The sequence below is a fragment of the Flavobacterium lacustre genome, from assembly GCF_027474525.2.
In the GTDB taxonomy this organism is placed as follows: Bacteria; Bacteroidota; Bacteroidia; order Flavobacteriales; family Flavobacteriaceae; genus Flavobacterium; species Flavobacterium lacustre.
Genome location: NZ_CP114882.2, coordinates 2,936,683 through 2,958,560 on the forward strand (window position 1 = coordinate 2,936,683; position 21,878 = coordinate 2,958,560).

The window sequence follows — 21,878 nt, forward strand, 5'->3', positions numbered from 1 at the left end:
AAGAAGGTTAAGTAACTAAAGTCACTATTTATCAAAAAAAACAGAATTATCTTTGTACCACTAAATGAAATTTCCAAATCATGCAAATAGAACAAATTTATACCGGTTGTTTAGCTCAAGGTGCGTACTACATCACTTCAAATGGTGAGGCGGCCATTATTGACCCTCTTCGTGAAGTACAACCGTATTTAGACCGGTTAATTCGAGATGATGTAAAACTAAAATACATTTTCGAAACTCATTTTCATGCTGATTTTGTATCGGGACATGTTGATTTGAGCAAAGAAACAGATGCTAAAATTGTCTATGGACCAACTGCTAAACCAGAATTTGAAGCAATTGTTGCCACAGATAATCAAATATTTGAAGTGGGAAATATCAAAATTAAAGTTTTGCACACTCCTGGTCACACTATGGAAAGCAGCACTTATTTATTGATTGATGAAAGCGGAAAAAATCATGCTATTTTCTCTGGAGACACCTTATTTATTGGTGATGTCGGAAGACCTGATTTAGCCCAAAAAGCGGCTTCAATGACTCAGGAACAATTGGCTGCAACATTATATCATTCGCTCAGAACTAAAATAATGAGGCTGGAAGATGATGTTATTGTTTATCCCGCTCACGGTGCCGGAAGCGCTTGTGGTAAAAATATGAGTAAAGAAACCATTTCTACAATTGGCAATCAAAAAGCAACTAATTATGCTTTGAGAGCCAACATGACCGAAGCCGAATTTATCACCGAAGTTACTGAAGGTTTATTGCCGCCTCCAGCCTATTTTGGAATGAATGTAGCCATGAATAAAAAAGGCTCCCAAAGTTTTGAAACGGTATTAAACAATGGTATGAGAGCAATACACGCCATAGAATTTGAAAGTGTTGCAGATGAAACCGGTGCCTTAATTCTGGATACCCGAAACAATAAAGACTTTAGCAAAGGATTCATTCCGCAGTCTATAAATATTGGGATAGATGGTGATTTTGCCCCTTGGGTAGGCGCTTTAATTGCCGATGTAAGTCAGCCTATAATTTTAGTTACCGAAATAGGACGAGAAGAAGAAACCGTAACTCGTTTGAGTCGCGTTGGTTTTGATAATTTAATTGGTCATCTACAAGGTGGTTTTGAAGCTTGGCAAAAAACAGGGCAAGAAATTGATACCGTTAACCGAATCACTTCGGAACAATTTGCCAAAGAAGTAAAAATTGGTGAAAGCAAAATAATTGATATTCGAAAAGAAACTGAATACTCGGCAGAACACGTAGAAGAAGCGTATAACAAACCTTTAGCATCTATTAACGAATGGATTAAGGATATAAATCCTGACACTCATTTTTACCTGCATTGTGCTGGTGGATATCGCAGTATGATTGCTGCATCAATTCTTCAAGCGCGCGGTTTTAGAAATTTCACGGAAATTGAAGGTGGTTTTAATGCTATTGCCAAAACCAACGTTCCTAAAACCAATTTTATTTGTCAAAGCAAAATATTAAAATAAAACATTAAAATTAATTACTAATCAAAAATACCACACACCATGAAAAAAAATGTAGGCTCAACAGACCAAATTATTCGTCTTATCTTAGCAATTTTGGTTGGAATATTATATTATACTGATACGATTAGCGGCACATTAGGATTGGTTTTAGTAGCATTATCCATTGTTTTAGTGCTGACGAGTGTAGTTAATTTTTGTCCTTTGTATTTACCTTTTGGAATAAATACACGAAAAAAACAAGTCAAACACAAATAGTCAAAACCATATTGATAATTATAGAATAGATTATTATGGGAAATGAAAAATGCTGTGTGGTTCAATGCGAAAGAAACTTAGACCAAGAATATTGGGACGCACAGTATAAAGCAAATGTAACAGGTTGGGATTTGGGAAAAATAGCTCCCCCAATCAAAACTATTATTGATAATTTAAAAGATAAAAACTGTCGGATTTTAATTCCGGGCTGTGGGAATTCCTATGAAGCGGAATACCTTATTGAAAGCGGTTTTACAAACATTACTGTTTTAGATATTGCACCAACATTGGTTCAAAACCTTACCGAAAAATTTGCCGGTAATACCAATATAAAAATCATCTTGTGTGATTTCTTTACACATCAAGGCGTTTACGATTTGATTATAGAACAGACTTTTTTCTGTGCTTTACCTCCAAGGATGCGTCAAAAATATGTTTGGAAAATGCACCAACTCCTGGCCGACTCCGGAAAAATAGCTGGCGTATTATTTCAGAAACAATTTGAAGTAAATCCTCCTTTTGGCGGAAGCAAAGAAGAATATATCGCTTTGTTCCAAAAAGCTTTTACAATTGTAAAAATGGAATTATGTGAAAATTCAATTCCACCGAGAGCCAACTCTGAAGTAGTCATTGAATTCAAAAAAAATCCTGATGTCGCTGTAAACCTTTATACATTCGAAGGTATTACCTGTAGTGGCTGTATGGAAAATGTGTCTGATAAATTAGCGCAAATAAATGGCGTGATGAATGTGAGTATCAGTACTGATTTTTCCAAAGTGCTTATCGTTAGTACAGAAGAAATTGATTTAACAGCACTGCAATTTGCGGTTTCTTATGATGAAAAATATAAAATAAAAAAAGCAACAGTCACTAATTAATAGGAGTAAAAATGAAAGAGTTACTATTTACAAATTGGCATCTTATGCGATGGGTTCGTTTAGCATTTGCCGTTTTTTTGTTCACACAAGCCTTTATTTTACGAGAATGGATGTTCCTTGCTTTTGGTTTATTTTTTATGGTTCAAGTTATTTTTAATTTAGGTTGCGGCCCTAATGGCTGTACAGTTCCTAACAAAAAACATAAAAAAGATGAATAGTTTTAATCAAATTATAAAATCGGACACTCCTGTTTTAGTTGATTTTTTCGCAACATGGTGCGGTCCTTGCCAAATGCTGAGTCCTATTTTGAAACAGGTAAAAGATAGTTTAGGAAATCGGGTTTCTATCCTAAAAATTGATGTTGATAAAAACCAAACTGTCGCTTCACAATATCAAGTTCGCGGGGTTCCCACAATGATATTATTTCAAAACGGGAAACAATTGTGGCGTCAATCCGGTGTGATATCCAAAGAGGAATTGATAAAAATTATAGTTGAAAAAAGTAATTAATACATACTTTTTTTATCCAATCTATAGAATCAAACTCTTTTTATCTCAAATTGCATAATAGAACATCTTTTTAGAAAGATGCTATTATGCAATTTTTTTGTTCTAAAAGTTATAGATTGATTTGAAAAATAAATGGAATGATTAAAAAATATCAAACCTGATTTTAAATTTACAATCAATAATTTTAAACTAATGATATCTTCCTTAGCCATTTAAAGTAGTTTGTTAATTTTGTTTTGTATAAACACTCTTTTGATTTAAATAATTCACAGTAATTAAAAATTTTCGAGAAAATATACCATGTGGATTTAAAATCATGAAAAAACTACTATTCCTTCTTTTCACAACTTGTATATTCGCTCAAAACAACAAAGAACATTATGTCTATTTCTCTGGGGCAATCGATATAAAAAATCTAATCGCAGGAAGTGATTCAGCTAATAGTAAAAATGAATTAGATTATTACTTTCAATTTGGAATGGTGGGTAAAAATCTGGAAGTAAATGTTGGATACGAATGCTTCAAAGCTATTCAATTCAGAAAATTTACAACTGGTGTAGGATATCATTTTCCAGTAAACGCTTACATTGGTAACGGAAAAATTAAAACCGTAATAATCCCATCTATAGAACCTACTCTAATTGATCGGTGGGGAACTCGAGGTAATGCAATATCATACGATCTAGCCAGTTCTCACTTATCTATTGGCGGAAATTTATCGCTAAGATGGCATTTGTCAAATCATGTAGCAATAGAATATATGTATAATATATTACCCCGAGTTGATATCTATGCCCAGTATTACAATAAAAACAGTGAGGGAATAGCTAGCATAAATGGGGTCCCTCTTGTGAGTAGCAATTATTTTAAATTGCTCTATAAAATCTAATAAATTGTAATCAATCTCCGATTGCATAATAATGAAATATAAAGAATAAACTACCCTTAATTTTTAGTTTTTGTAGTTAATTGCCATTTGGCAAACGAATTTTCATTGTACAAAAGTGACCAGTTTTGACCTACGATTCGATATTTAATTCGCACATAAATAAATCAAATTACCCTAAAAAAACAAGCAGATAAACCGCAAAAAAATCATAGGTTTTAATAGTAGAATATAGACTAAATCAACTTCATCAGTATTAAAAAAATAAAATAAAATCAACTTCAAAAAAATTAATTTTATGATTTAATCGTAAAAAAAAATAAATAATACTTTTTATATCTAAAATAAGCACATAAAATATTTTTTTTTAACATATGACTATTATCAGACTTCTGTATAGTATTTTATTTTATCTTTACTAAACAATAAAGATTATTCTATTGAATTAACACTTTTTACTGACAAAAAAAACAGCAAAATTAAAACCTTCAATTAAGACAAAATCAACAATCAATTAAGTTCTGTTTAGTAAAAATCAAAACTCATTATTCCAAACAAAACATACATTCCAAATTATAAACAAAAAAATAAAACATGAATTCTGTTAAAAGAAAATTACAATTAAACAAAAGCCCCGTAAAATAAGATCAATACTAATCAACTTTAAATATGAAATAAAAGAAAAATAAAAAACCAAACAATTACGACTCCTTTAATCCTACTTAAATAAAAATCGTAAAAAGAAAAACAATACAATATGCTAATGAATCTAAAAATAACACATTCAAGCCCCCAAAATCATGAAAAAGTTAATATTAATACTCGTAACATCACTTACTTTTGCCCAAAAAGGCACTGAACATTATATCTATTTTTCTGGAGCAGTAGATGTGCTGAATTTAGCTGTTGGCAGTAAACCTACAGAATATAAAAGCGGTTTAGATTATTTTCTTCAATTCGGAATGGTTGCTCGCAATTTTGAAATAAATATAGGCTACGAACGCTTTGGAATGGTTCAATTTAGCAAAAACACTATCGGCTTAGGATATCACTTCCCACTATACAGTCACATTGGTAATAAAGATATAAAAGTAGTCTTCATACCATCTATTGAACCTACCATTATAAACAGATGGGGAACATGGGGCGACGGATTATCATATGACCAAGCCAGTTCGCATTTATCAGTAGCAGGAAATTTATCTTTACGAGCGCACCTATCGGATTCTTTTGCTGTTGAATACTTGTTTAATGCCTTACCAAGAGTTGATATTTATGGTAAATACGACAATAATAATTGGAGCGGCAGAACCTCAATAAATGATGTACCTATCGTGGGCAGCAATTACCTCAAATTAATTTATAAAATTGATCATTAAAAAAACAACAACTTTATTGTCAGCTTATGATTCTAAAACTACTATTATAAATTAAAAAATAAAATAGGAACTTCATCTTGCAACTACTACCTACATATAGTTTCAAGATGAAGTTCTGATTTATTGAAAACTTGTTTCCACAAAAAATAATTTTTACTCTTCCAAAAGTACTGCTAAAACTATTTCTTCAGCATAAATTATACCTTAAGAATCTATCTGATTATACCTTTGCTACTCCATAAAAAAGCAATAAATTAGCACCATAAAAATTTTACTTAAAATACAATGAAAAATACTGCACTAACGCACATTCATGAGAGTTTGGGAGCGAAAATGCTTCCTTTTGCCGGATACAATATGCCTATTTTATATGAAGGTGTAAATGCTGAACACGAAACCGTAAGAAACGGAATTGGAGTTTTTGATGTTTCTCATATGGGTGAATTTTTACTGACAGGTCCAAATGCATTAGCTTTAATACAAAAAGTAACTTCAAATGATGCTGCAACATTAACCATAGGAAGAGCGCAATATTCTTGCTTACCTAATAATGAAGGCGGAATTGTTGATGATTTGATTGTGTATAAAATGAAAGACGAGCAATATTTATTGGTCGTAAATGCTTCAAATATTGAAAAGGATTGGAATTGGATTTCAGCACATAATGATTTAGGAGTGGAGATGAAAAACCTTTCAGACGACTATTCTTTATTAGCCATTCAAGGACCTAAAGCTGTTGAAGCAATGCAATCGTTATCCTCTTTAGATTTATCAGCTATCGCATATTATCATTTTGAAGTGGGTGATTTTGCAGGAATTGAACATGTTATTATTTCAGCAACCGGATATACAGGCTCTGGAGGATTCGAAATTTATTGTAAAAACTCAGAAGTTGAAACCATTTGGAACAAAGTTTTTGAAGCCGGAGCTGCATACGGAATCAAACCAATTGGTCTTGCTGCCCGTGATACTTTACGTTTAGAAATGGGATTTTGTCTGTACGGAAATGATATCAACGATACAACTTCTCCATTAGAGGCCGGATTAGGCTGGATTACCAAATTCACGAAAGAATTCACCAATTCTGAAAACTTAAAAAAACAAAAAGAAGCAGGTGTTACTAAAAAACTTGTTGCTTTCGAAATGCAGGAGCGCGCCGTACCAAGACACGACTACGAAATCGTTGATGCAACTGGAACTGCAATCGGAATCGTAACTTCGGGAACGATGTCACCTTCTATGAATAAAGGAATTGGTCTAGGGTATGTAACAACCGTAAATAGTACTTTGGATAGTGAAATTTTTATCAGAATTCGTAAAAATGATGTTCCTGCCAAGGTGGTAAAATTGCCTTTTTATAAAAAATAAAATGAAACTATTTTCGCTGTCCCTATTCTTGATTTCATTCTCTTTATTTAGTCAAAATGGAGACAAAACTTGCGAAATACTTTCAAAAATTAATATCTTAATTCAACAAGAACATTACAGTCCAAAACCGGTAGACGACAGTTTATCGGTTTATGTTTTTGATACCTTCATGGACCAATTAGATGCTAACAGAAATTTATTTACCCAAATAGAGTATCAAAAATTAGCGCAACATCGACTACAATTAGATAATTATATTGTACAAAAAAATTGTTCTTTTATGAACGATTTTGTTTCCGCTTACCAATTGGCTTTAAAAAGAAAGAAAAAAATACTTGATAAAATACAAAAAGAGGCTTTTGATTATAATACAAATGACACCGTTAAATTTTCAAAGAAAAACTTTCCATTTGATTTAGCAGAAAAAGACCTTGAAAGAGTTTGGAAAAAAAGACTCCGCTATGATATTCTTGAAGAAATTTCAAAATTGAGTACCAATTTAGATTCACTGAATATCCATTTTGAAAAACTCGAAAAAAACACCAAAACAAAAGTATTTGATACCAATTTATGTAAAGTAAGCAGTCTTTTGAGTAGCAAAAAGGGAATCGAAGAAGATCTTAAAAACAGCTTCCTGAATATTTTTTGTACCTATTTTGATCCACATACCAATTATTTTTCTCCAGATGCAAAATCAAGTTTTATGTCTGGTTTATCCACCAGTAACCTTTCTTTAGGATTGAATATTACTTTCAATGAAAAAGAAGAAATAATTGTAGACGAAATTGTTCCCGGTGGTCCGGCTGCCAAATCAGAGAAGTTCGAAAAAGAAGATGTAATTCTGAAAGTTTCCAATAAAAAAGGAGAAGAATATTTAGTTTCTTGTGCCTCAATAGAAAAAATTGGCGAATTGATTTATTCCGATTCCAATGCAGAAATTGAACTGACAATTCAGAAAAAAAACGGAAATATTCAAGCCGTACTTCTCAAAAAAGAAGTAATGAAAACAAATGCAAATTCCGTTTTTAGTTATATTGTCGAAAAGGAAACCAGAATTGGATACATCAATATTCCTAGCTTTTACTCCGATTTTGATGGTTCAACCGTTCAAGGTTGTGCCGATGATGTAGCAAAAGAAATTGTAAAACTTCAAAAAGATAACATCAAAGGCTTAGTGATTGATTTACAAAATAACGGCGGCGGCTCTATGGAAGAAGCCATAAAATTAGCTGGAATGTTTATAGATTCCGGTCCAATATCCGTTTTAGTAAACAGTAAAAAAAAGCAAGATATTATAAAGGATGTAAATCGTGGCAGCGCATACAACGGTCCGATTATAGTCTTAATCAACGGAAACTCCGCATCGGCAAGTGAGTTTTATAGTGCCACCATGCAGGATTATAATAGAGCAATCATCATTGGAAGCAAGTCATTAGGAAAAGCTTCTATGCAAACTATCATACCTTTAGATGAAAAAAAACAGCAGGATTTTGTAAAACTAACAGTTGAAAAATTCTACAGAGTAACCGGCGAAAGCAACCAAATAAAAGGAATCATCCCTGATATTTCGCTTCCCGTTTTATTTGACAGCATTACGACTCGCGAAGTAAGCTTCAAAACCGCACTACAACAAGACACTATTAGCACTAAAGCTAAATTTAATCCGTTAACGAACCCTAATTTTGAAAAAATAGTGGCATTAAGTAATTTGAGAGTAAAAAAATCGGAACTTTTTAATGAAATTAACATCACTAATACTGAAATAAACGCCTTGTATCTCCATCTGAAAAAACCAATCCGATTGACTTTCAAAGATGTATTTAGCGATTTTCATGAAATTGACGCCCTTTGGGAAAAAGTAAAAAAGATTGCCGAAAGTGAGTCCGGTTGTACCATTTTGAATAATTCAGAGGATATCCAAAAGATTCAATTCGATACTTTTCTACAAGATATAAATACCTACCGAATAAAAAACTTAAAGAAAAATCCTTACTTAGAAGAAGCTGTTGCAATATTGAAGGATTACACTACTGTGAATAAATAAAGGCAATACTAAATTCAATTCAGAACCAACAAATACAATTACGTATTAGAAAAACAACCGGGAGGATTTTATTTCGAAACATGCCCCAATTGAACACTAAAAATATTTGGTAAAATAAGGAATAACTGTATTTTTGCAGTACAAAATAAGAAATAGAAATGGGAAGAGCGTTTGAGTTCAGAAAAGGAAGAAAAATGAAACGTTGGTCAGCAATGGCCAAAGCCTTTACCAGAATTGGTAAAGATATTGTTATGGCTGTAAAAGAAGGCGGTCCAAATCCTGATGCCAATTCAAGATTAAGAGCTGTTATTCAAAACTCTAAGGCAGTAAATATGCCAAAAGAAAATGTAGAACGTGCCATAAAAAAAGCAACCGATAAGGACACTGCCAATTATAAAGAAGTTTTATTTGAAGGATATGCTCCACACGGAATTGCTATTCTTGTTGAAACAGCTACCGATAACAACAACAGAACTGTGGCAAATATTCGTAGTTATTTTAACAAATGCAACGGAACTATGGGCACACAAGGTTCAGTTGAATTTATGTTCGACCATACTTGTAACTTTAGAATTCCTGCAAACGGAATCGACCCGGAAGAATTAGAATTAGAATTAATTGATTTTGGTGCCGAAGAAGTTTTTGAAGATGAAGATGGTATTTTAATCTATGCGCCTTTCGGAAGTTTTGGAACCATCCAAAAAGAATTAGAACACAGAAGTATCGAAATATTGTCTTCTGGTTTTGAAAGAATTCCTCAAATCACAAAGAAACTTACCGAAGCCGAAGCTGCTGACGTTGAAAAATTAATAGAAAAAATCGAAGAAGATGATGATGTGATGAACGTATATCACACGATGGAAGAATAATAAATATCAGATTACAATTTTAAACTCCAAAGAAATTTGGAGTTTTTTTTTATTTAAAATTCTGTTATAATAAAATAGACCAATACTAAATTTTAAGCTTTAAATAGCTCAGGAATAAAAACTAAAAACTCCATCAACTTTATAGCTGATGGAGTTTTTTTATGTCTAAATATAGAATACTCTATTTTATAAATTCTATTTTTTGAGCTTCTTCTTCATTAATACTGTCAAAGAAACCTTGTTCATTCATCCAGTCATCACTAAATACTTTACTCATGTATCGGGAACCGTGATCAGGAAAAATGGCAATTACATTACTGTTTTCGTCAAATTCACCTTCTTCAGCATATTGTTTAATAGCTTGAAGCACCGCTCCGGAAGTATATCCAACAAACAAACCTTCTCTTTTGGCTAATTCTCTTGTAGAATGTGCACTTTCCTCATCGGTCACTTTCATGAACTTATCAATGATTTCAAAATCGGTTGCTGTAGGAATCAAGTTTTTACCCAAACCTTCTATTCGATACGGATAAATTTCAGCATTGTCAAACTCTTTAGTTTCATGGTATTTCTTTAACACCGAACCAAAAGCATCAACTCCTAAAATTCTAATATTTGGATTTTGCTCTTTTAAATATTTTGCAGTACCTGAAATAGTTCCTCCAGTTCCGCTACAAGCAATAAGATGGGTCAGTTTACCGTTAGTTTGTTTCCAAATTTCTGGACCTGTCGTCAAATAATGCGCATCAACATTCAATTGGTTAAAATACTGATTGATGTAAACTGAGCCTTTGGTTTCTTCGTGCAATCGTTTAGCAACACTGTAATACGAACGCTCATCATCAGCAGAAACGTGTGCAGGACACACATAAACTTTTGCTCCCAAACTGCGAAGCATATCTATTTTATCTTTAGATGATTTTGAACTCACGGCAAGAATACAACTATATCCTTTGATAATACTTACCATAGCTAAACTAAAACCAGTATTACCGGAAGTGGTTTCTATAATAGTATCACCAGGAGTTAATATTCCCTTTTTTTCAGCCTCTTCGATTATGTATAATGCTATTCTATCTTTTGAAGAATGTCCTGGATTAAAAGCTTCTACCTTTGCGTAGAAATTACCTTCTAACTCTTCGGTGACTTTATTTAGTTTAATAAGTGGAGTGTTACCTATTAATTCTAAAATATTATTATAAGCATTTATTTCTTCTTTCATAAAAAAAATAGTTAATCGAGAAAAATTTTAACCTTACCTCGATAGAGTGCAAATTTAACAAAAAAAATCTAATTAGTTTTTAATTTTCTCTAAATCTAATAAAAAACTATACTCTTTTGCTAATTCCTTAAGCGCTTCAAATCGTCCGGAAGCACCTCCATGACCTGCATCCATATTTGTATTCAGGAATAAGACAGTATCTCCCGTTTTTTTAGTTCTCAATTTCGCCACCCATTTAGCTGGTTCCCAATACTGTACCTGAGAATCATGCAGTCCTGTAGAAACATACATGTTTGGATATTTTTGTGCTGTAACATTATCGTAAGGTGAATATGACAACATGTAATCATAGTATTTTTTAACATTTGGATTACCCCATTCGTCGTATTCGCCTGTTGTAAGCGGGATACTGTCATCAAGCATTGTTGTTATAACATCTACAAAAGGAACTTGAGCAATCACTCCATTGTATAATTCCGGAGCCATATTAACTACCGCTCCCATCAATAATCCTCCGGCAGAACCTCCTTCAGCATATAAATGCTCTGGAGAAGTATATTTTTCTTTAATCACATGTTTGGAACAATCGATAAAATCAGTAAACGTATTTTTCTTTTTTAATAATTTACCATCCTCATACCATTGTCTGCCTAAATCTTCTCCTCCACGAATATGAGCAATAGCAAAAATAAAACCTCGGTCTAATATTGATAACCGTGTCGATGAAAAATAAGTATCCATCGTAATTCCGTAGGATCCGTATGCATAAAGCAATAACGGATTCTTTCCGTCTTTTTTCAATTCTTTGCGATATACCATAGAAATTGGCACTTTGGTACCATCTGTTGCTGTAGCCCAAATACGCTCTTCGATGTAATTACTTTTGTCAAATTTACCACCAAGTACCTGCTGTTCTTTCTTGATTTCTTTTTCTTTGGTGGTCATATTAAAATCAATAACTGAAGATGGTGTTGCCAAGGATTGATAGCTGTAACGCAAAACATCGGTATCAAAATCTACATTGGTAGTCGTATAAGCATTGTAAGTTTCACTTCCAAAAGGCAAATAATATTCCCCTGCTCCACTCCAAGGCATAATTCGAATATGATTCAATCCGTTAGAACGTTCTTCTACAACTAAATAATTTCTGAAAATTTCAATATCTTCGATTAAGACCTCTTTTCTATGTGGAATTAAGTCTTTCCAATTTTCTTTTGAAGTCGCATTTTCAGGTGTTTTCATTAATTTAAAATTGGTCGCTTTATCTTTATTGGTAAGCACGTAAAAAGAATCTCCAAAATGCGAAATACTGTATTCTAATCCGCGAACTCTAGGTTGAAAAACCGTAAACTCTCCATCAGGGTTGTCTGAATTCAGGATGCGATATTCGGTAGTCAAAGTACTTCCGGACCCAATTACAATATATTTTTTTGATTTTTCTTTACTCACCGAAACGTTGAATGTATCGTCTTTTTCATCAAAAACTAAAACATCATCAGCTGAATTTGTTCCCAGTTTGTGTCTAAAAATTTTATCGGCACGCAAAGTCACCTTATCCTGTCTGGTATAAAAAATCGTTTTGTTATCATTCGCCCAAACCGATCCTCCGGTAACATTTTCTATTTTATCCGAAAGGATTTCTCCCGTTTCAAGATTCTTTATTTGTATGGTATAAATACGTCTTCCAACGGTATCAACTCCAAATGTGGCAAACTTATTATCCGGACTGACACTTAAACCGCCTAACTGAAAAAAGGAATGTCCTTTGGCCAAATCATTACAATTGAACAAAATTTCTTCATTTGCCGAAAGGCTGCCTTTTTTTCTGGAATAAATAGGATAATCCTGTCCTATCTCAAAACGAGTGATGTAATAATATCCGTTATATAGGTAAGGAACGGATTGATCATCCTCTTTAATCCTGCCTTTCATTTCCTCGAATAAATCTTTCTGAAAGTCTTTCGTATGGGCAGTCATCGAATTGTAATAGGCATTTTCCTGATTCAAATAATCAATCACTTCCGGATTTTCTCTCTCATTCATCCAAAAATAATTATCAATTCTGATATCTTTGTGTTTTTCGAGCGATTTTGGTATTACTTTTGCTTTCGGAGCCAATAAGTCTGTTGACATTGTTTGTGCTTTTGTATTAGTAAATGAAGTTACAAAAATAACACAAAGACCGGGTAAGATGAATCTGTTTTTCATTATTTTTTGTTGAAAGTGAGCTCGCAAGATACTAATTTCGTAACAAATTAATTTAAAAAAGTTAAAAAAATGGATTTAATGGGAATGATGGGAAAACTTAGAGAAACCCAACAAAAAATTGAAGATACTAAAAAGAGATTAGACACAGTACTAATCGACGAACAAAGCAATGATGGTTTATTAAAAGTGACGCTAACGGCGAACCGAAAAATTACATCAATTGCCATTGACGATTCTTTATTAGAGGACAAAGAACAACTGGAAGATTATTTAATTTTGGTTTTAAACAAAGCCATCGAAAAAGCTACAAATGTAAATCAAGCAGAACTAGATGCTGTAGCCAAAATGGATATGCCGATGATTCCGGGAATGGATAATCTGTTTAAATAAAAAGTTTAAAATGTAAGGTTTAAAGTTTTGGCATTGCACATCACTTTAAACCTTACCTATTTTTACGCTAAAAAACCAATTTTTCTAAGGTTTCCAACACATACGTGTGCATTACTTCCCTGTAATCCAGATGTGTAACGATTCGTAATTTTCCAAATCCCATAGCGCTGATTGAAATGTTTTTTTGTTTTAATTTTTCAATTAAAACTACTTCACTAATACTGGGAACCACAGAGAATATCAAAATATTAGTTTCTACAGGTTCTACAGCCGCAACCCAAATGGCGTTCTTTAAGACTTCGGCAAGTTCTTTTGCTCTTCGATGATCATCCGCAAGTCGCTCTACATTATGGTTTAAAGCATAAATTCCGGCTGCTGCCAAATAGCCTACCTGACGCATACCACCACCCAATATTTTTCGGATTCGCAACGCTCTGTGAATCGTTTTTTTATCTGCTAATAAAACAGAACCTATTGGTGCTCCAAGTCCTTTTGACAAACAAACAGAAATGGTATCAAATAATTTTCCAAAGGCTTTTGGATCTTGATTTTTGGCTATTAATGCATTCCAAATTCGGGCACCATCAAGATGAAATTTTAAATTATTAGCATCGCATACTTGTCTTATTTTTTGTAAATCTTCTAATTCGTAACAAGCACCACCACCTTTATTAGTCGTATTTTCAACACAAACTAAACTCGTTAAAGGACTGTGATAAAATTCAGGATCATTTATAGCTCCGGCAACTTGCGCTGCAGTTATCATTCCGCGATGTCCGTTTAGCAAGCAGCAGGAAACACCGCTGTTAAAAGAAACTCCTCCGCCTTCATAATTATATACATGTGCATACTTATCAGCTATCAATTGTTCGCCAGGCTGCGTGTGTAATTTTATAGCGGTTTGATTAGCCATAGTTCCAGACGGAAAAAAAAGACCGGCTTCCATGCCAAAAAGTGCTGCAACTTTAGATTCTAATTCAATAACTGTTGGATCTTGCTTATAAACATCGTCACCTACAACAGCATTAAACATATATTGCAACATTTCTGGTGTTGGCTTGGTAACGGTATCACTAACTAAATTTATTTCCATTATATTTATTTTATTTTCAATACAGAAAATTCGAATTGTCTCTTCACAAAATTTTCTTATTTTTGCCCTACAAAATTACTATAATTTATGACAACTACCGAACAAATAAAAGGTATTGTAGAGCGCCTTGGTGCGTTGAGGAGGTATCTTTGACGTTGATGCCAAACTAATTGAAATTGCCAACGAAGAAGAGAAAACTTTTGCTCCAGACTTTTGGAATAACGCAAAAGATGCCGAAATCATTGTACGAAACCTTCGAAACAAAAAAAAATGGATAGAGGATTACAATAAAGCAGTTGAAATGACTGATGAATTGGAACTTGCCTATGATTTTTATAAAGAAGGGGAACTTACCGTAGAAGAATTAGACGAACAATACTCGCTCACCCAAGCCCATATTGAAGCCATCGAATTCAAAAATATGCTTTCTGACGAGGGTGATACACTGAGTGCTGTTGTCCAAATCACATCTGGAGCAGGCGGAACTGAAAGTTGCGATTGGGCTGAAATGCTCATGCGTATGTACATGATGTGGGGCGAAAAATACGGATATAAAATTAAGGAACTAAATTTCCAAAAAGGAGAAGCTGCCGGTATAAAAACGGTAACTTTAGAATTTGAAGGGGATTATTCCTTTGGTTATTTAAAAGGAGAAAATGGCGTACACCGATTAGTTCGGATTTCTCCATTTGACAGCAATGCCAAACGACACACTTCATTTGCCTCAGTATACGTATATCCGCTTGTAGATGACAGTATCGAAATTGAGATTAATCCTGCCGATATCGAAATTACAACTTCGAGATCTAGTGGTGCAGGTGGGCAAAACGTAAATAAAGTTGAAACAAAAGTACAATTGTTTCATAAACCAACCGGAATCCAAATACAATGTTCTGAAACACGTTCTCAACAAGACAACAGACAACGCGCCATGCAAATGTTGCGCTCTCAATTGTACGAAATTGAGTTAAAAAAGAAACAGGCACAACGCGCTGATATCGAAGCGGGTAAAATGAAAATAGAATGGGGATCCCAAATCAGGAACTATGTAATGCAACCTTATAAGTTAGTCAAAGATGTTCGTACCGGTTATGAAACCAGTAATGTTGATGGTGTAATGAACGGTGAAATTGACGAATTCCTTAAAGCCTATCTTATGATGATGGGACAACGAGAAGAAGAATAAATACATTAAATATTCAAAAATAAAACCTATAATTAACTTTATAGGTTTTATTTTTTTATTTCCAAAGACACTAAATCGATATCGTATAAATTATTGATAAATCAACAACCAAATCCATTAATTACCTTGATTATTATACATTTTTTTCAATAAAATTTCATAAATTTGAGAATATCTAATTTTAATCTGATTTAAAAATGAGCAAGATACTACCTGAAAAATACAGACATCCTTACGACTTTAATGAAAAATACGAGAAATCAGCCGTTTATTTCTCAATGGAATTTGCCATTGACCAATCCTTAAAAATATATTCTGGTGGTTTAGGATTTTTAGCCGGTTCTCACATGAGAAGCGCCTATGATTTGAAACAAAATCTAATAGGAATTGGAATTTTATGGAAAAAAGGATATTATGATCAATACCGAAAAGAAGATCTTTCGATGGGTTCTCTTTTTATAGATAAAAACTACAGTTTTCTGGAAGATACCAATATCCGATTTACCATAAAAATCAATAATTGTGATGTTTGGGTCAAAGCCTATTATTTAAATCCAAAAACTTTTGGAACCGTTCCCATGTTTTTTCTTTCGACAGACGTACCGGAAAATGATTATTTGGCACGATCAACAACTTTTAAATTATATGATTCTGATCCAAGTGCCAAAATTGCACAAACCATGGTTTTAGGATTAGGCGGTGCCAAATTATTAGATGCATTAGACTATGAACCGGATATTTATCATTTGAACGAAGCACATGCAGTTTCCTGTGTTTTTCACTTGTACAACAAATACAAAAGTGTCGAAAAAATCAAAGAGAAAATGGTTTTTACCACGCACACACCCGAAGAAGCTGGAAACGAAAAACACGACATCAATCTATTAGATAAATTAAGCTTTTTTGACGGTATTCCGTTAGACAAAGTTCGAGAAATAACCGGAATTTACGATAATACATTCAACCATACTTTAGTAGGATTGCGATTGAGCCATAATGCCAATGGCGTTTCAAAACTACACGGAGAAGTTTCCAGAGAGATGTGGAAAGATTTTCCCGGAATTTGTCCCATCACACACATTACCAATGCACAAAATAAAAAATACTGGGTAGATCCTTGGTTGGATGAAGCTTTTAAAGCAAAAGACAGAGCCGCTTTAATCAGCAGAAAGAAAAGATTAAAAACAAAACTTTTTGAAGTTGTAGCCGATCAAACCGGAAAAATATTCGACCCTGAAGTATTAACTATCGTATGGGCACGAAGATTTGCAGAATACAAGAGACCCGATCTTATTACACGGGATTTAGAACGCTTCAAAAATCTTCTGGCCAACACGGAGCAACCCGTTCAAATTATATTTGCAGGAAAACCATATCCGATGGATTATAATGCGATACATATTTTTGATAATTTGACTTACATGAGTACCAATATCAAGAATATGGCAGTTCTTGTAGGACATGAATTAAAATTATCCCGTCAATTAAAAAAAGGAGCCGATGTTTGGTTGAATAATCCTAGAGTTACCCGTGAAGCATCAGGTACTTCGGGAATGACAGCTGCAATGAACGGCGCTATCAATTTTTCTACAAATGACGGTTGGGTACGTGAATTTAAAGACCTGAATAAAACTCAAAATTCATTTGTTCTTCCCATTGTTGACCACTTATTACCAACCTATCAGCAGGATCAGATGGATTTAAATAATCTATATCAAATGCTTGAAAACGATATACTTCCGCTATATTATAAAAAACCTGAAAAATGGTGGGATTTAGTTGAAACCAGTATGAAACAAATTGTCCCTTATTTCGATTCTGATAGAATGGTAGATGAATATTATAAAAAATTATATAAATAGCCACAAAAAGCTGATTTGAAATAAAAAGCTCGTTTAGGATTTCTTAAACGAGTTTTTTATTGTTTTAAAAAAGCCTTGAAACAAGTATTTTTTATTGACAGGAATTTTTTAGAGGTTATTTTGGAGAATTCAAAGTTCTATTGTCAAAACCTATATTTTTATTTTAAAGTTGCGAAATAGACTCGGACAAATATAACGAATTGCATTAAAAACTTAAAGCCATTCAATTAATGAAACTCCAATTCCAACAGTTGTTTGTTCATGATTATAATCAATAAGAGTTTCGCCATACCCTTGTGAAACCCTAAAATAACCTTTCAGATTGCCTTGAATTGGATACGACCATGAAATGGTTACATTACCTCTAGTTTTTGAACCAAAATTTAAATTATGGCTTCCTTGTAAAGAAAAAACATTCTCGTTTTTAGTATATACAACATTTAAATCCCCACGTCCTAAATATTCTGAAATATCAGGATTTTCATCTTTTTCAGCTCGCAAACGAAGCCAAGGTCGTAACATCACACTCCAATTCTCCCGTTCGAATCCGGCATGAAAAATAATACGATTCCAGCCTCTTGAAAAAGGATTTCCTTTCCCATTTGATTCATGATTGAAAGCAACACCCACCATTCGAGCATTAAAACCTAATAAATTAAAACGAACAGGAAGGTTTAAAATAATTTCCGGCTCATAATTAATTTCTCTAAAAGGGCGTGACAAACTTTTATTATACAATTGCCAATGTGATTTTTGAGTATAAGCCACCCATAAATCTCCATGTCCCCAAAATATACTTTGCAAAATTTTTGTTTTAAAACTCAATTGGAATTTTGCTTCTATATTATTGTAATTTGTTCCTTCTGGTGCTACAAAATCAGGATCGGCATTCCCTGAAAAAGGAGCTTCATTAGGACTGCTGGACCAATGTACCGGTAAAATAAAAATAGGCTTGTATGGCGTTACCAAAAAAGTGCCTCTTGTAGCTGTAGTGTCCAGTTCCCATCTTTCGGTCAAGGTACGCGCTTGCGTCTTGGCATTAAACAAAGACCTAACCTGTGCATTTGACACAAAATAAGTAGAAAAAAACAACATCAAACAAAATTTCAGCAACAATAGTCTCATTATTTACATCCTTAAATTGACTTGTAAAAATACCTTAACACACTGTTAATCTGTTATATATTTAATAGTATTCCTTATATAAATCACACTTTTAAATCCTGTAAAAAAAGAACATCATTAGGAAATTTAACTGTAATTCATTTTATTTGGTATCTATTCTATTACCGTAACTAATTTTTAACTGATGAAATCCTACTCTATTCAAGAAATAAATGAAATTTTAAAAGGTGTTATTGTCGGTAATACCAGCCATAATATTACTGCACCGGAACAATTGGAAGTAGCAAAGACTACTGAAATTTCATTTATCGGAAATAAAAAATATGAAAAATTTTGGGAAGCATCAAAAGCATGTGCTGCGATTGTAAACGAAGATATTTCAATTGAACCCGGAGAAAACAGGGCTTTTATAAAAGTAAAAAATGCCGATTTGGCGATGTCTCAAGTATTGGAACTTTTTGCTCCACCAACTCCATTATTTGAAGTTAACATTCATCCGACAGCTGTAGTCGATAAATCTGCAGTTATAGGAAACGGAACCCGAATTGGAGCAGGAACTTATGTTGGACCAAATGTAGTTATTGGAGAAAACACAACTTTATATCCTAATGTCACCATTCTTGACGAATGTACCATTGGAAAAAATACAGTAATTTGGTCTGGAGCTGTCGTTAGAGAACGTTGCCATATTGGAAATGATTGTATTTTACATCCCAATTCAACCGTTGGAGCTGATGGTTTCGGATTTCGTCCATGTCCGGAAAGAGGTTTGGTCAAAATTCCACAAATAGGAAACGTAATCCTTGGAAATGGCGTTGAAATTGGTGCCAATTCTTGTGTAGACAGAGGAAAATTTAGTTCAACTGTTCTGGGTGATGGCTGTAAAATTGATAATTTAGTTCAAATTGGACATAATAGTAAGTTAGGACGCTTTTGTATTATGGCAGGACACAGCGGATTAGCCGGTTCCGTAACTTTGGGTAATGGAGTAATCATTGGCGGAAGCGCATCTATAAAAGATCACGCAACTATTGGTGACGGAGCAACAGTTGGTGCTGGTTCAGGTGTTACTTGTGATGTTCCTGCAGGAAAAGTGGTTTTAGGTTATCCCGCAGTTGACGCCAGAGATGCCTTGAAACAATGGGCAATTTTAAAACGATTAGTAAATGACACTAAGAAATAAGGATTTCTATCTTTATAAAATGTATACAAAAAACAGAGGTTCGCTTCTGTTTTTTTGGTTTAGTTTAAATCCGATTTAATTCTCTTTTTAATCAATCCTAATTCATAAAAATTATTTCTATGGTTTTTGTAAATTAGCAAACCTTATATTTGTAAAAACACTATTCCGATATGGACTTAAACTTCAACAAAAACGAAGACCACAATAAACTTTTACTTTCTCAATTGCGCCAAAAATTTACTAAAGTCAAATTAGGAGGTGGCGAAAAACGCATTCAAAAACTACATTCCGAAGGCAAAATGACAGCCAGAGAACGTATCAATTATTTGTTAGACGACAAAGCCAAAAGTATAGAAATCGGAGGATTTGTTGGTGAAGGAATGTACGCTGAACACGGAGGCTGCCCTTCTGGTGGTGTTGTTGTAAAAATAGGATTCATCAAAGGAAAACAATGTATCGTGGTGGCCAATGATGCAACCGTAAAAGCTGGTGCCTGGTTTCCGATTACGGCAAAGAAAAACCTTCGGGCACAGGAAATTGCTATGGAAAACCGACTGCCAATTATTTATTTAGTAGATAGTGCAGGCGTTTATTTGCCTTTACAAGATGAAATTTTTCCGGACAAAGAACACTTTGGACGTATTTTTAGAAATAACGCATTAATGAGCAGCATGGGAATTACTCAAATTGCTGCTGTTATGGGAAGTTGTGTTGCAGGAGGTGCTTATCTACCTATCATGAGTGATGAGGCGTTGATAGTAGATAAAACAGGAAGCATATTCTTAGCAGGAAGTTATTTAGTCAAAGCAGCCATTGGTGAAAGCATCGATAACGAAACTTTGGGCGGAGCAACGACACATTGTGAAATTTCAGGAGTTACAGATTACAAAGCTAAAGACGATAAAGATGCTTTAGACAAAATAAGAAATATTGTTGACAAAATTGGTGATTATGACAAAGCCGGTTTTAGCCGAATACATCCTGAAAAGCCAGCTTTAGACGAAAAAGATATCTATGGTATTTTGCCAAAAGCAAGAAACGAACCATACGATATGATGGAAATCATCAAGCGTTTAGTTGACAATTCTGAGTTTGAAGCGTACAAAGATGGTTATGGCCAAACTATTATCACCGGTTATGCTCGAATTGACGGTTGGGCTGTTGGAATCGTAGCCAATCAAAGAAAAGTGGTAAAAACTAAGAATGGAGAAATGCAATTTGGAGGCGTAATCTACTCCGATTCAGCCGACAAAGCCACTCGATTTATTGCAAATTGCAATCAGAAAAAAATACCTTTAGTTTTTATTCAAGATGTGACCGGTTTTATGGTAGGATCAAAATCGGAGCACGGAGGTATTATTAAAGATGGCGCCAAAATGGTCAATGCAGTATCCAATTCAGTAGTACCAAAATTTACCGTAATCGTAGGAAATTCTTATGGTGCCGGAAATTATGCCATGTGTGGCAAAGCCTATGACCCAAGACTTATTTTTGCCTGGCCAAGTGCAGAATTAGCTGTTATGGGAGGAACACAAGCCGCAAAAGTATTAGCTCAAATTGAGGCTTCTTCGCTTAAAGCAAAAGGAGAAATGGTAGACGAAAAGAAAGAAGCTGAATTATTTGCAAAAATAAAAGCCCGTTACGACGAACAAGTTTCCCCTTATTATGCTGCTTCCCGTTTATGGACTGATGCGATTATTGATCCTTTAGACACTCGAACATGGATATCAATGGGAATTGAAGCTGCCAACCACGCACCAATTGAAAAGAAATTTAATTTAGGCGTAATTCAAGTTTAACGATTCATTTACAGTTATTTATAAAAATAATAAGTACATTTATATTGAATTATCCTTTTGAAAAATAAGAATGCCACACTCTTTTTCAACAGATATTCAGCCCCTTTGAAAAATCTTAACCTTTT

Annotated in this window: 19 protein-coding genes; 15 read left to right on the forward strand and 4 right to left on the reverse strand. The window is 33.7% G+C overall.

The window, feature by feature from the left end; all coding sequences use genetic code 11:
* The first annotated feature begins 80 nt into the window (after window positions 1-80).
* The 10 genes from O6P34_RS12750 (at window position 81) to O6P34_RS12795 (ending at window position 9,685) form a co-directional block, all read left to right on the forward strand.
* Entirely contained in the window at window positions 81-1,496 is a 1,416-nt protein-coding gene (locus O6P34_RS12750; RefSeq protein WP_269684893.1) for an MBL fold metallo-hydrolase, read from the forward strand.
* Between the two features lie 39 nt (window positions 1,497-1,535).
* The gene (locus tag O6P34_RS12755) at window positions 1,536-1,751 is read left to right on the forward strand and encodes a YgaP family membrane protein (RefSeq protein ID WP_269684894.1); all 216 of its coding nucleotides are present in this window, start codon (window positions 1,536-1,538) and stop codon (window positions 1,749-1,751) included.
* Between the two features lie 35 nt (window positions 1,752-1,786).
* The gene (locus O6P34_RS12760; protein WP_269684895.1) at window positions 1,787-2,629 is read left to right on the forward strand and encodes a methyltransferase domain-containing protein; all 843 of its coding nucleotides are present in this window, start codon (window positions 1,787-1,789) and stop codon (window positions 2,627-2,629) included.
* An 11-nt stretch (window positions 2,630-2,640) separates the two neighbouring features.
* Window positions 2,641-2,847 (forward strand): hypothetical protein, encoded by a 207-nt coding sequence (locus O6P34_RS12765; protein ID WP_269684896.1) that lies wholly within the window; start codon window positions 2,641-2,643, stop codon window positions 2,845-2,847.
* Window positions 2,840-3,139, forward strand: a complete 300-nt coding sequence (trxA, locus tag O6P34_RS12770) for a thioredoxin (protein ID WP_269684897.1) — start codon at window positions 2,840-2,842, stop codon at window positions 3,137-3,139. The genes O6P34_RS12765 and trxA overlap by 8 nt, the downstream gene beginning before the upstream one ends.
* Window positions 3,140-3,455: 316 nt before the next feature.
* Window positions 3,456-4,028, forward strand: coding sequence for a hypothetical protein (locus O6P34_RS12775; RefSeq protein ID WP_269684898.1), 573 nt, complete (start codon window positions 3,456-3,458; stop codon window positions 4,026-4,028).
* 797 nt (window positions 4,029-4,825) lie between these two features.
* On the forward strand, window positions 4,826-5,404 hold the full coding sequence (locus O6P34_RS12780) for a hypothetical protein (protein WP_269684899.1): 579 nt from the start codon (window positions 4,826-4,828) through the stop codon (window positions 5,402-5,404).
* 285 nt (window positions 5,405-5,689) lie between these two features.
* On the forward strand, window positions 5,690-6,772 hold the full coding sequence (gene gcvT / locus O6P34_RS12785; RefSeq protein ID WP_269684900.1) for a glycine cleavage system aminomethyltransferase GcvT: 1,083 nt from the start codon (window positions 5,690-5,692) through the stop codon (window positions 6,770-6,772).
* Between the two features lies 1 nt (window position 6,773).
* Window positions 6,774-8,816 carry a carboxy terminal-processing peptidase gene (locus O6P34_RS12790; RefSeq protein WP_269684901.1) on the forward strand — a complete coding sequence of 681 codons (2,043 nt, stop codon included), beginning with the start codon at window positions 6,774-6,776 and terminating at the stop codon, window positions 8,814-8,816.
* A gap of 158 nt (window positions 8,817-8,974) precedes the next feature.
* A complete protein-coding gene (locus tag O6P34_RS12795; RefSeq protein ID WP_269684902.1) occupies window positions 8,975-9,685 on the forward strand; it encodes a YebC/PmpR family DNA-binding transcriptional regulator in 711 nt (236 codons plus the stop codon).
* A 181-nt stretch (window positions 9,686-9,866) separates the two neighbouring features.
* On the opposite strand, the gene capA is transcribed toward O6P34_RS12795, so the two are convergent.
* Together capA and O6P34_RS12805 are read right to left on the reverse strand one after the other, a co-directional pair.
* Window positions 9,867-10,907 carry a cysteate synthase gene (gene capA / locus O6P34_RS12800; protein WP_269684903.1) on the reverse strand — a complete coding sequence of 347 codons (1,041 nt, stop codon included), beginning with the start codon at window positions 10,905-10,907 and terminating at the stop codon, window positions 9,867-9,869.
* Between the two features lie 72 nt (window positions 10,908-10,979).
* Window positions 10,980-13,115 carry a S9 family peptidase gene (locus O6P34_RS12805; protein WP_432419575.1) on the reverse strand — a complete coding sequence of 712 codons (2,136 nt, stop codon included), beginning with the start codon at window positions 13,113-13,115 and terminating at the stop codon, window positions 10,980-10,982.
* A gap of 69 nt (window positions 13,116-13,184) precedes the next feature.
* On the opposite strand from O6P34_RS12805, the gene O6P34_RS12810 reads away from it, so the two are divergent.
* Window positions 13,185-13,505: a YbaB/EbfC family nucleoid-associated protein gene (locus O6P34_RS12810; RefSeq protein ID WP_269684904.1), complete on the forward strand. Its 321-nt coding sequence runs from the start codon at window positions 13,185-13,187 to the stop codon at window positions 13,503-13,505.
* A gap of 67 nt (window positions 13,506-13,572) precedes the next feature.
* On the opposite strand, the gene O6P34_RS12815 is transcribed toward O6P34_RS12810, so the two are convergent.
* The gene (locus O6P34_RS12815) at window positions 13,573-14,598 is read right to left on the reverse strand and encodes a threonine aldolase family protein (RefSeq protein WP_269684905.1); all 1,026 of its coding nucleotides are present in this window, start codon (window positions 14,596-14,598) and stop codon (window positions 13,573-13,575) included.
* An 87-nt stretch (window positions 14,599-14,685) separates the two neighbouring features.
* On the opposite strand from O6P34_RS12815, the gene prfB reads away from it, so the two are divergent.
* Both prfB and glgP read left to right on the forward strand, forming a co-directional pair.
* Window positions 14,686-15,784, forward strand: a protein-coding gene (prfB, locus tag O6P34_RS12820; RefSeq protein ID WP_269684906.1) for a peptide chain release factor 2 whose coding sequence is annotated in 2 segments (ribosomal slippage) — window positions 14,686-14,748 and window positions 14,750-15,784 — 1,098 coding nt in all. Because the reading frame shifts where the segments join, the coding sequence is not laid out codon by codon here.
* Window positions 15,785-15,981: 197 nt separating this feature from the next.
* On the forward strand, window positions 15,982-17,646 hold the full coding sequence (gene glgP / locus O6P34_RS12825) for an alpha-glucan family phosphorylase (protein ID WP_269684907.1): 1,665 nt from the start codon (window positions 15,982-15,984) through the stop codon (window positions 17,644-17,646).
* A 213-nt stretch (window positions 17,647-17,859) separates the two neighbouring features.
* On the opposite strand, the gene O6P34_RS12830 is transcribed toward glgP, so the two are convergent.
* Window positions 17,860-18,741, reverse strand: a complete 882-nt coding sequence (locus O6P34_RS12830) for a phospholipase A (RefSeq protein ID WP_269684908.1) — start codon at window positions 18,739-18,741, stop codon at window positions 17,860-17,862.
* Between the two features lie 214 nt (window positions 18,742-18,955).
* Between O6P34_RS12830 and lpxD the strand changes: the two genes are divergently transcribed.
* Together lpxD and O6P34_RS12840 are read left to right on the forward strand one after the other, a co-directional pair.
* Window positions 18,956-19,954: a UDP-3-O-(3-hydroxymyristoyl)glucosamine N-acyltransferase gene (lpxD, locus tag O6P34_RS12835; protein ID WP_269684909.1), complete on the forward strand. Its 999-nt coding sequence runs from the start codon at window positions 18,956-18,958 to the stop codon at window positions 19,952-19,954.
* Window positions 19,955-20,124: 170 nt separating this feature from the next.
* Complete coding sequence (locus O6P34_RS12840; protein ID WP_269684910.1) at window positions 20,125-21,753, forward strand: acyl-CoA carboxylase subunit beta; 1,629 nt, start codon at window positions 20,125-20,127, stop codon at window positions 21,751-21,753.
* Window positions 21,754-21,878 lie beyond the last annotated feature (125 nt).

What these genes read in the sequence shown, in the direction of transcription:
- O6P34_RS12755 (WP_269684894.1), top strand. Translation starts at nt 1,536, where the DNA reads ATGAAAAAAAATGTAGGCTCAACAGACCAAATTATTCGTCTTATCTTA.
- lpxD (WP_269684909.1), top strand. Translation starts at nt 18,956, where the DNA reads ATGAAATCCTACTCTATTCAAGAAATAAATGAAATTTTAAAAGGTGTT.
- O6P34_RS12810 (WP_269684904.1), top strand. Translation starts at nt 13,185, where the DNA reads ATGGATTTAATGGGAATGATGGGAAAACTTAGAGAAACCCAACAAAAA.
- capA (WP_269684903.1), bottom strand. Translation starts at nt 10,907, where the DNA reads ATGAAAGAAGAAATAAATGCTTATAATAATATTTTAGAATTAATAGGT.
- O6P34_RS12805 (WP_432419575.1), bottom strand. Translation starts at nt 13,115, where the DNA reads ATGAAAAACAGATTCATCTTACCCGGTCTTTGTGTTATTTTTGTAACT.
- O6P34_RS12795 (WP_269684902.1), top strand. Translation starts at nt 8,975, where the DNA reads ATGGGAAGAGCGTTTGAGTTCAGAAAAGGAAGAAAAATGAAACGTTGG.
- O6P34_RS12790 (WP_269684901.1), top strand. Translation starts at nt 6,774, where the DNA reads ATGAAACTATTTTCGCTGTCCCTATTCTTGATTTCATTCTCTTTATTT.
- O6P34_RS12775 (WP_269684898.1), top strand. Translation starts at nt 3,456, where the DNA reads ATGAAAAAACTACTATTCCTTCTTTTCACAACTTGTATATTCGCTCAA.
- O6P34_RS12815 (WP_269684905.1), bottom strand. Translation starts at nt 14,598, where the DNA reads ATGGAAATAAATTTAGTTAGTGATACCGTTACCAAGCCAACACCAGAA.
- glgP (WP_269684907.1), top strand. Translation starts at nt 15,982, where the DNA reads ATGAGCAAGATACTACCTGAAAAATACAGACATCCTTACGACTTTAAT.
- O6P34_RS12765 (WP_269684896.1), top strand. Translation starts at nt 2,641, where the DNA reads ATGAAAGAGTTACTATTTACAAATTGGCATCTTATGCGATGGGTTCGT.
- O6P34_RS12760 (WP_269684895.1), top strand. Translation starts at nt 1,787, where the DNA reads ATGGGAAATGAAAAATGCTGTGTGGTTCAATGCGAAAGAAACTTAGAC.
- O6P34_RS12840 (WP_269684910.1), top strand. Translation starts at nt 20,125, where the DNA reads ATGGACTTAAACTTCAACAAAAACGAAGACCACAATAAACTTTTACTT.
- O6P34_RS12750 (WP_269684893.1), top strand. Translation starts at nt 81, where the DNA reads ATGCAAATAGAACAAATTTATACCGGTTGTTTAGCTCAAGGTGCGTAC.
- O6P34_RS12830 (WP_269684908.1), bottom strand. Translation starts at nt 18,741, where the DNA reads ATGTTGTTTTTTTCTACTTATTTTGTGTCAAATGCACAGGTTAGGTCT.
- gcvT (WP_269684900.1), top strand. Translation starts at nt 5,690, where the DNA reads ATGAAAAATACTGCACTAACGCACATTCATGAGAGTTTGGGAGCGAAA.
- trxA (WP_269684897.1), top strand. Translation starts at nt 2,840, where the DNA reads ATGAATAGTTTTAATCAAATTATAAAATCGGACACTCCTGTTTTAGTT.
- O6P34_RS12780 (WP_269684899.1), top strand. Translation starts at nt 4,826, where the DNA reads ATGAAAAAGTTAATATTAATACTCGTAACATCACTTACTTTTGCCCAA.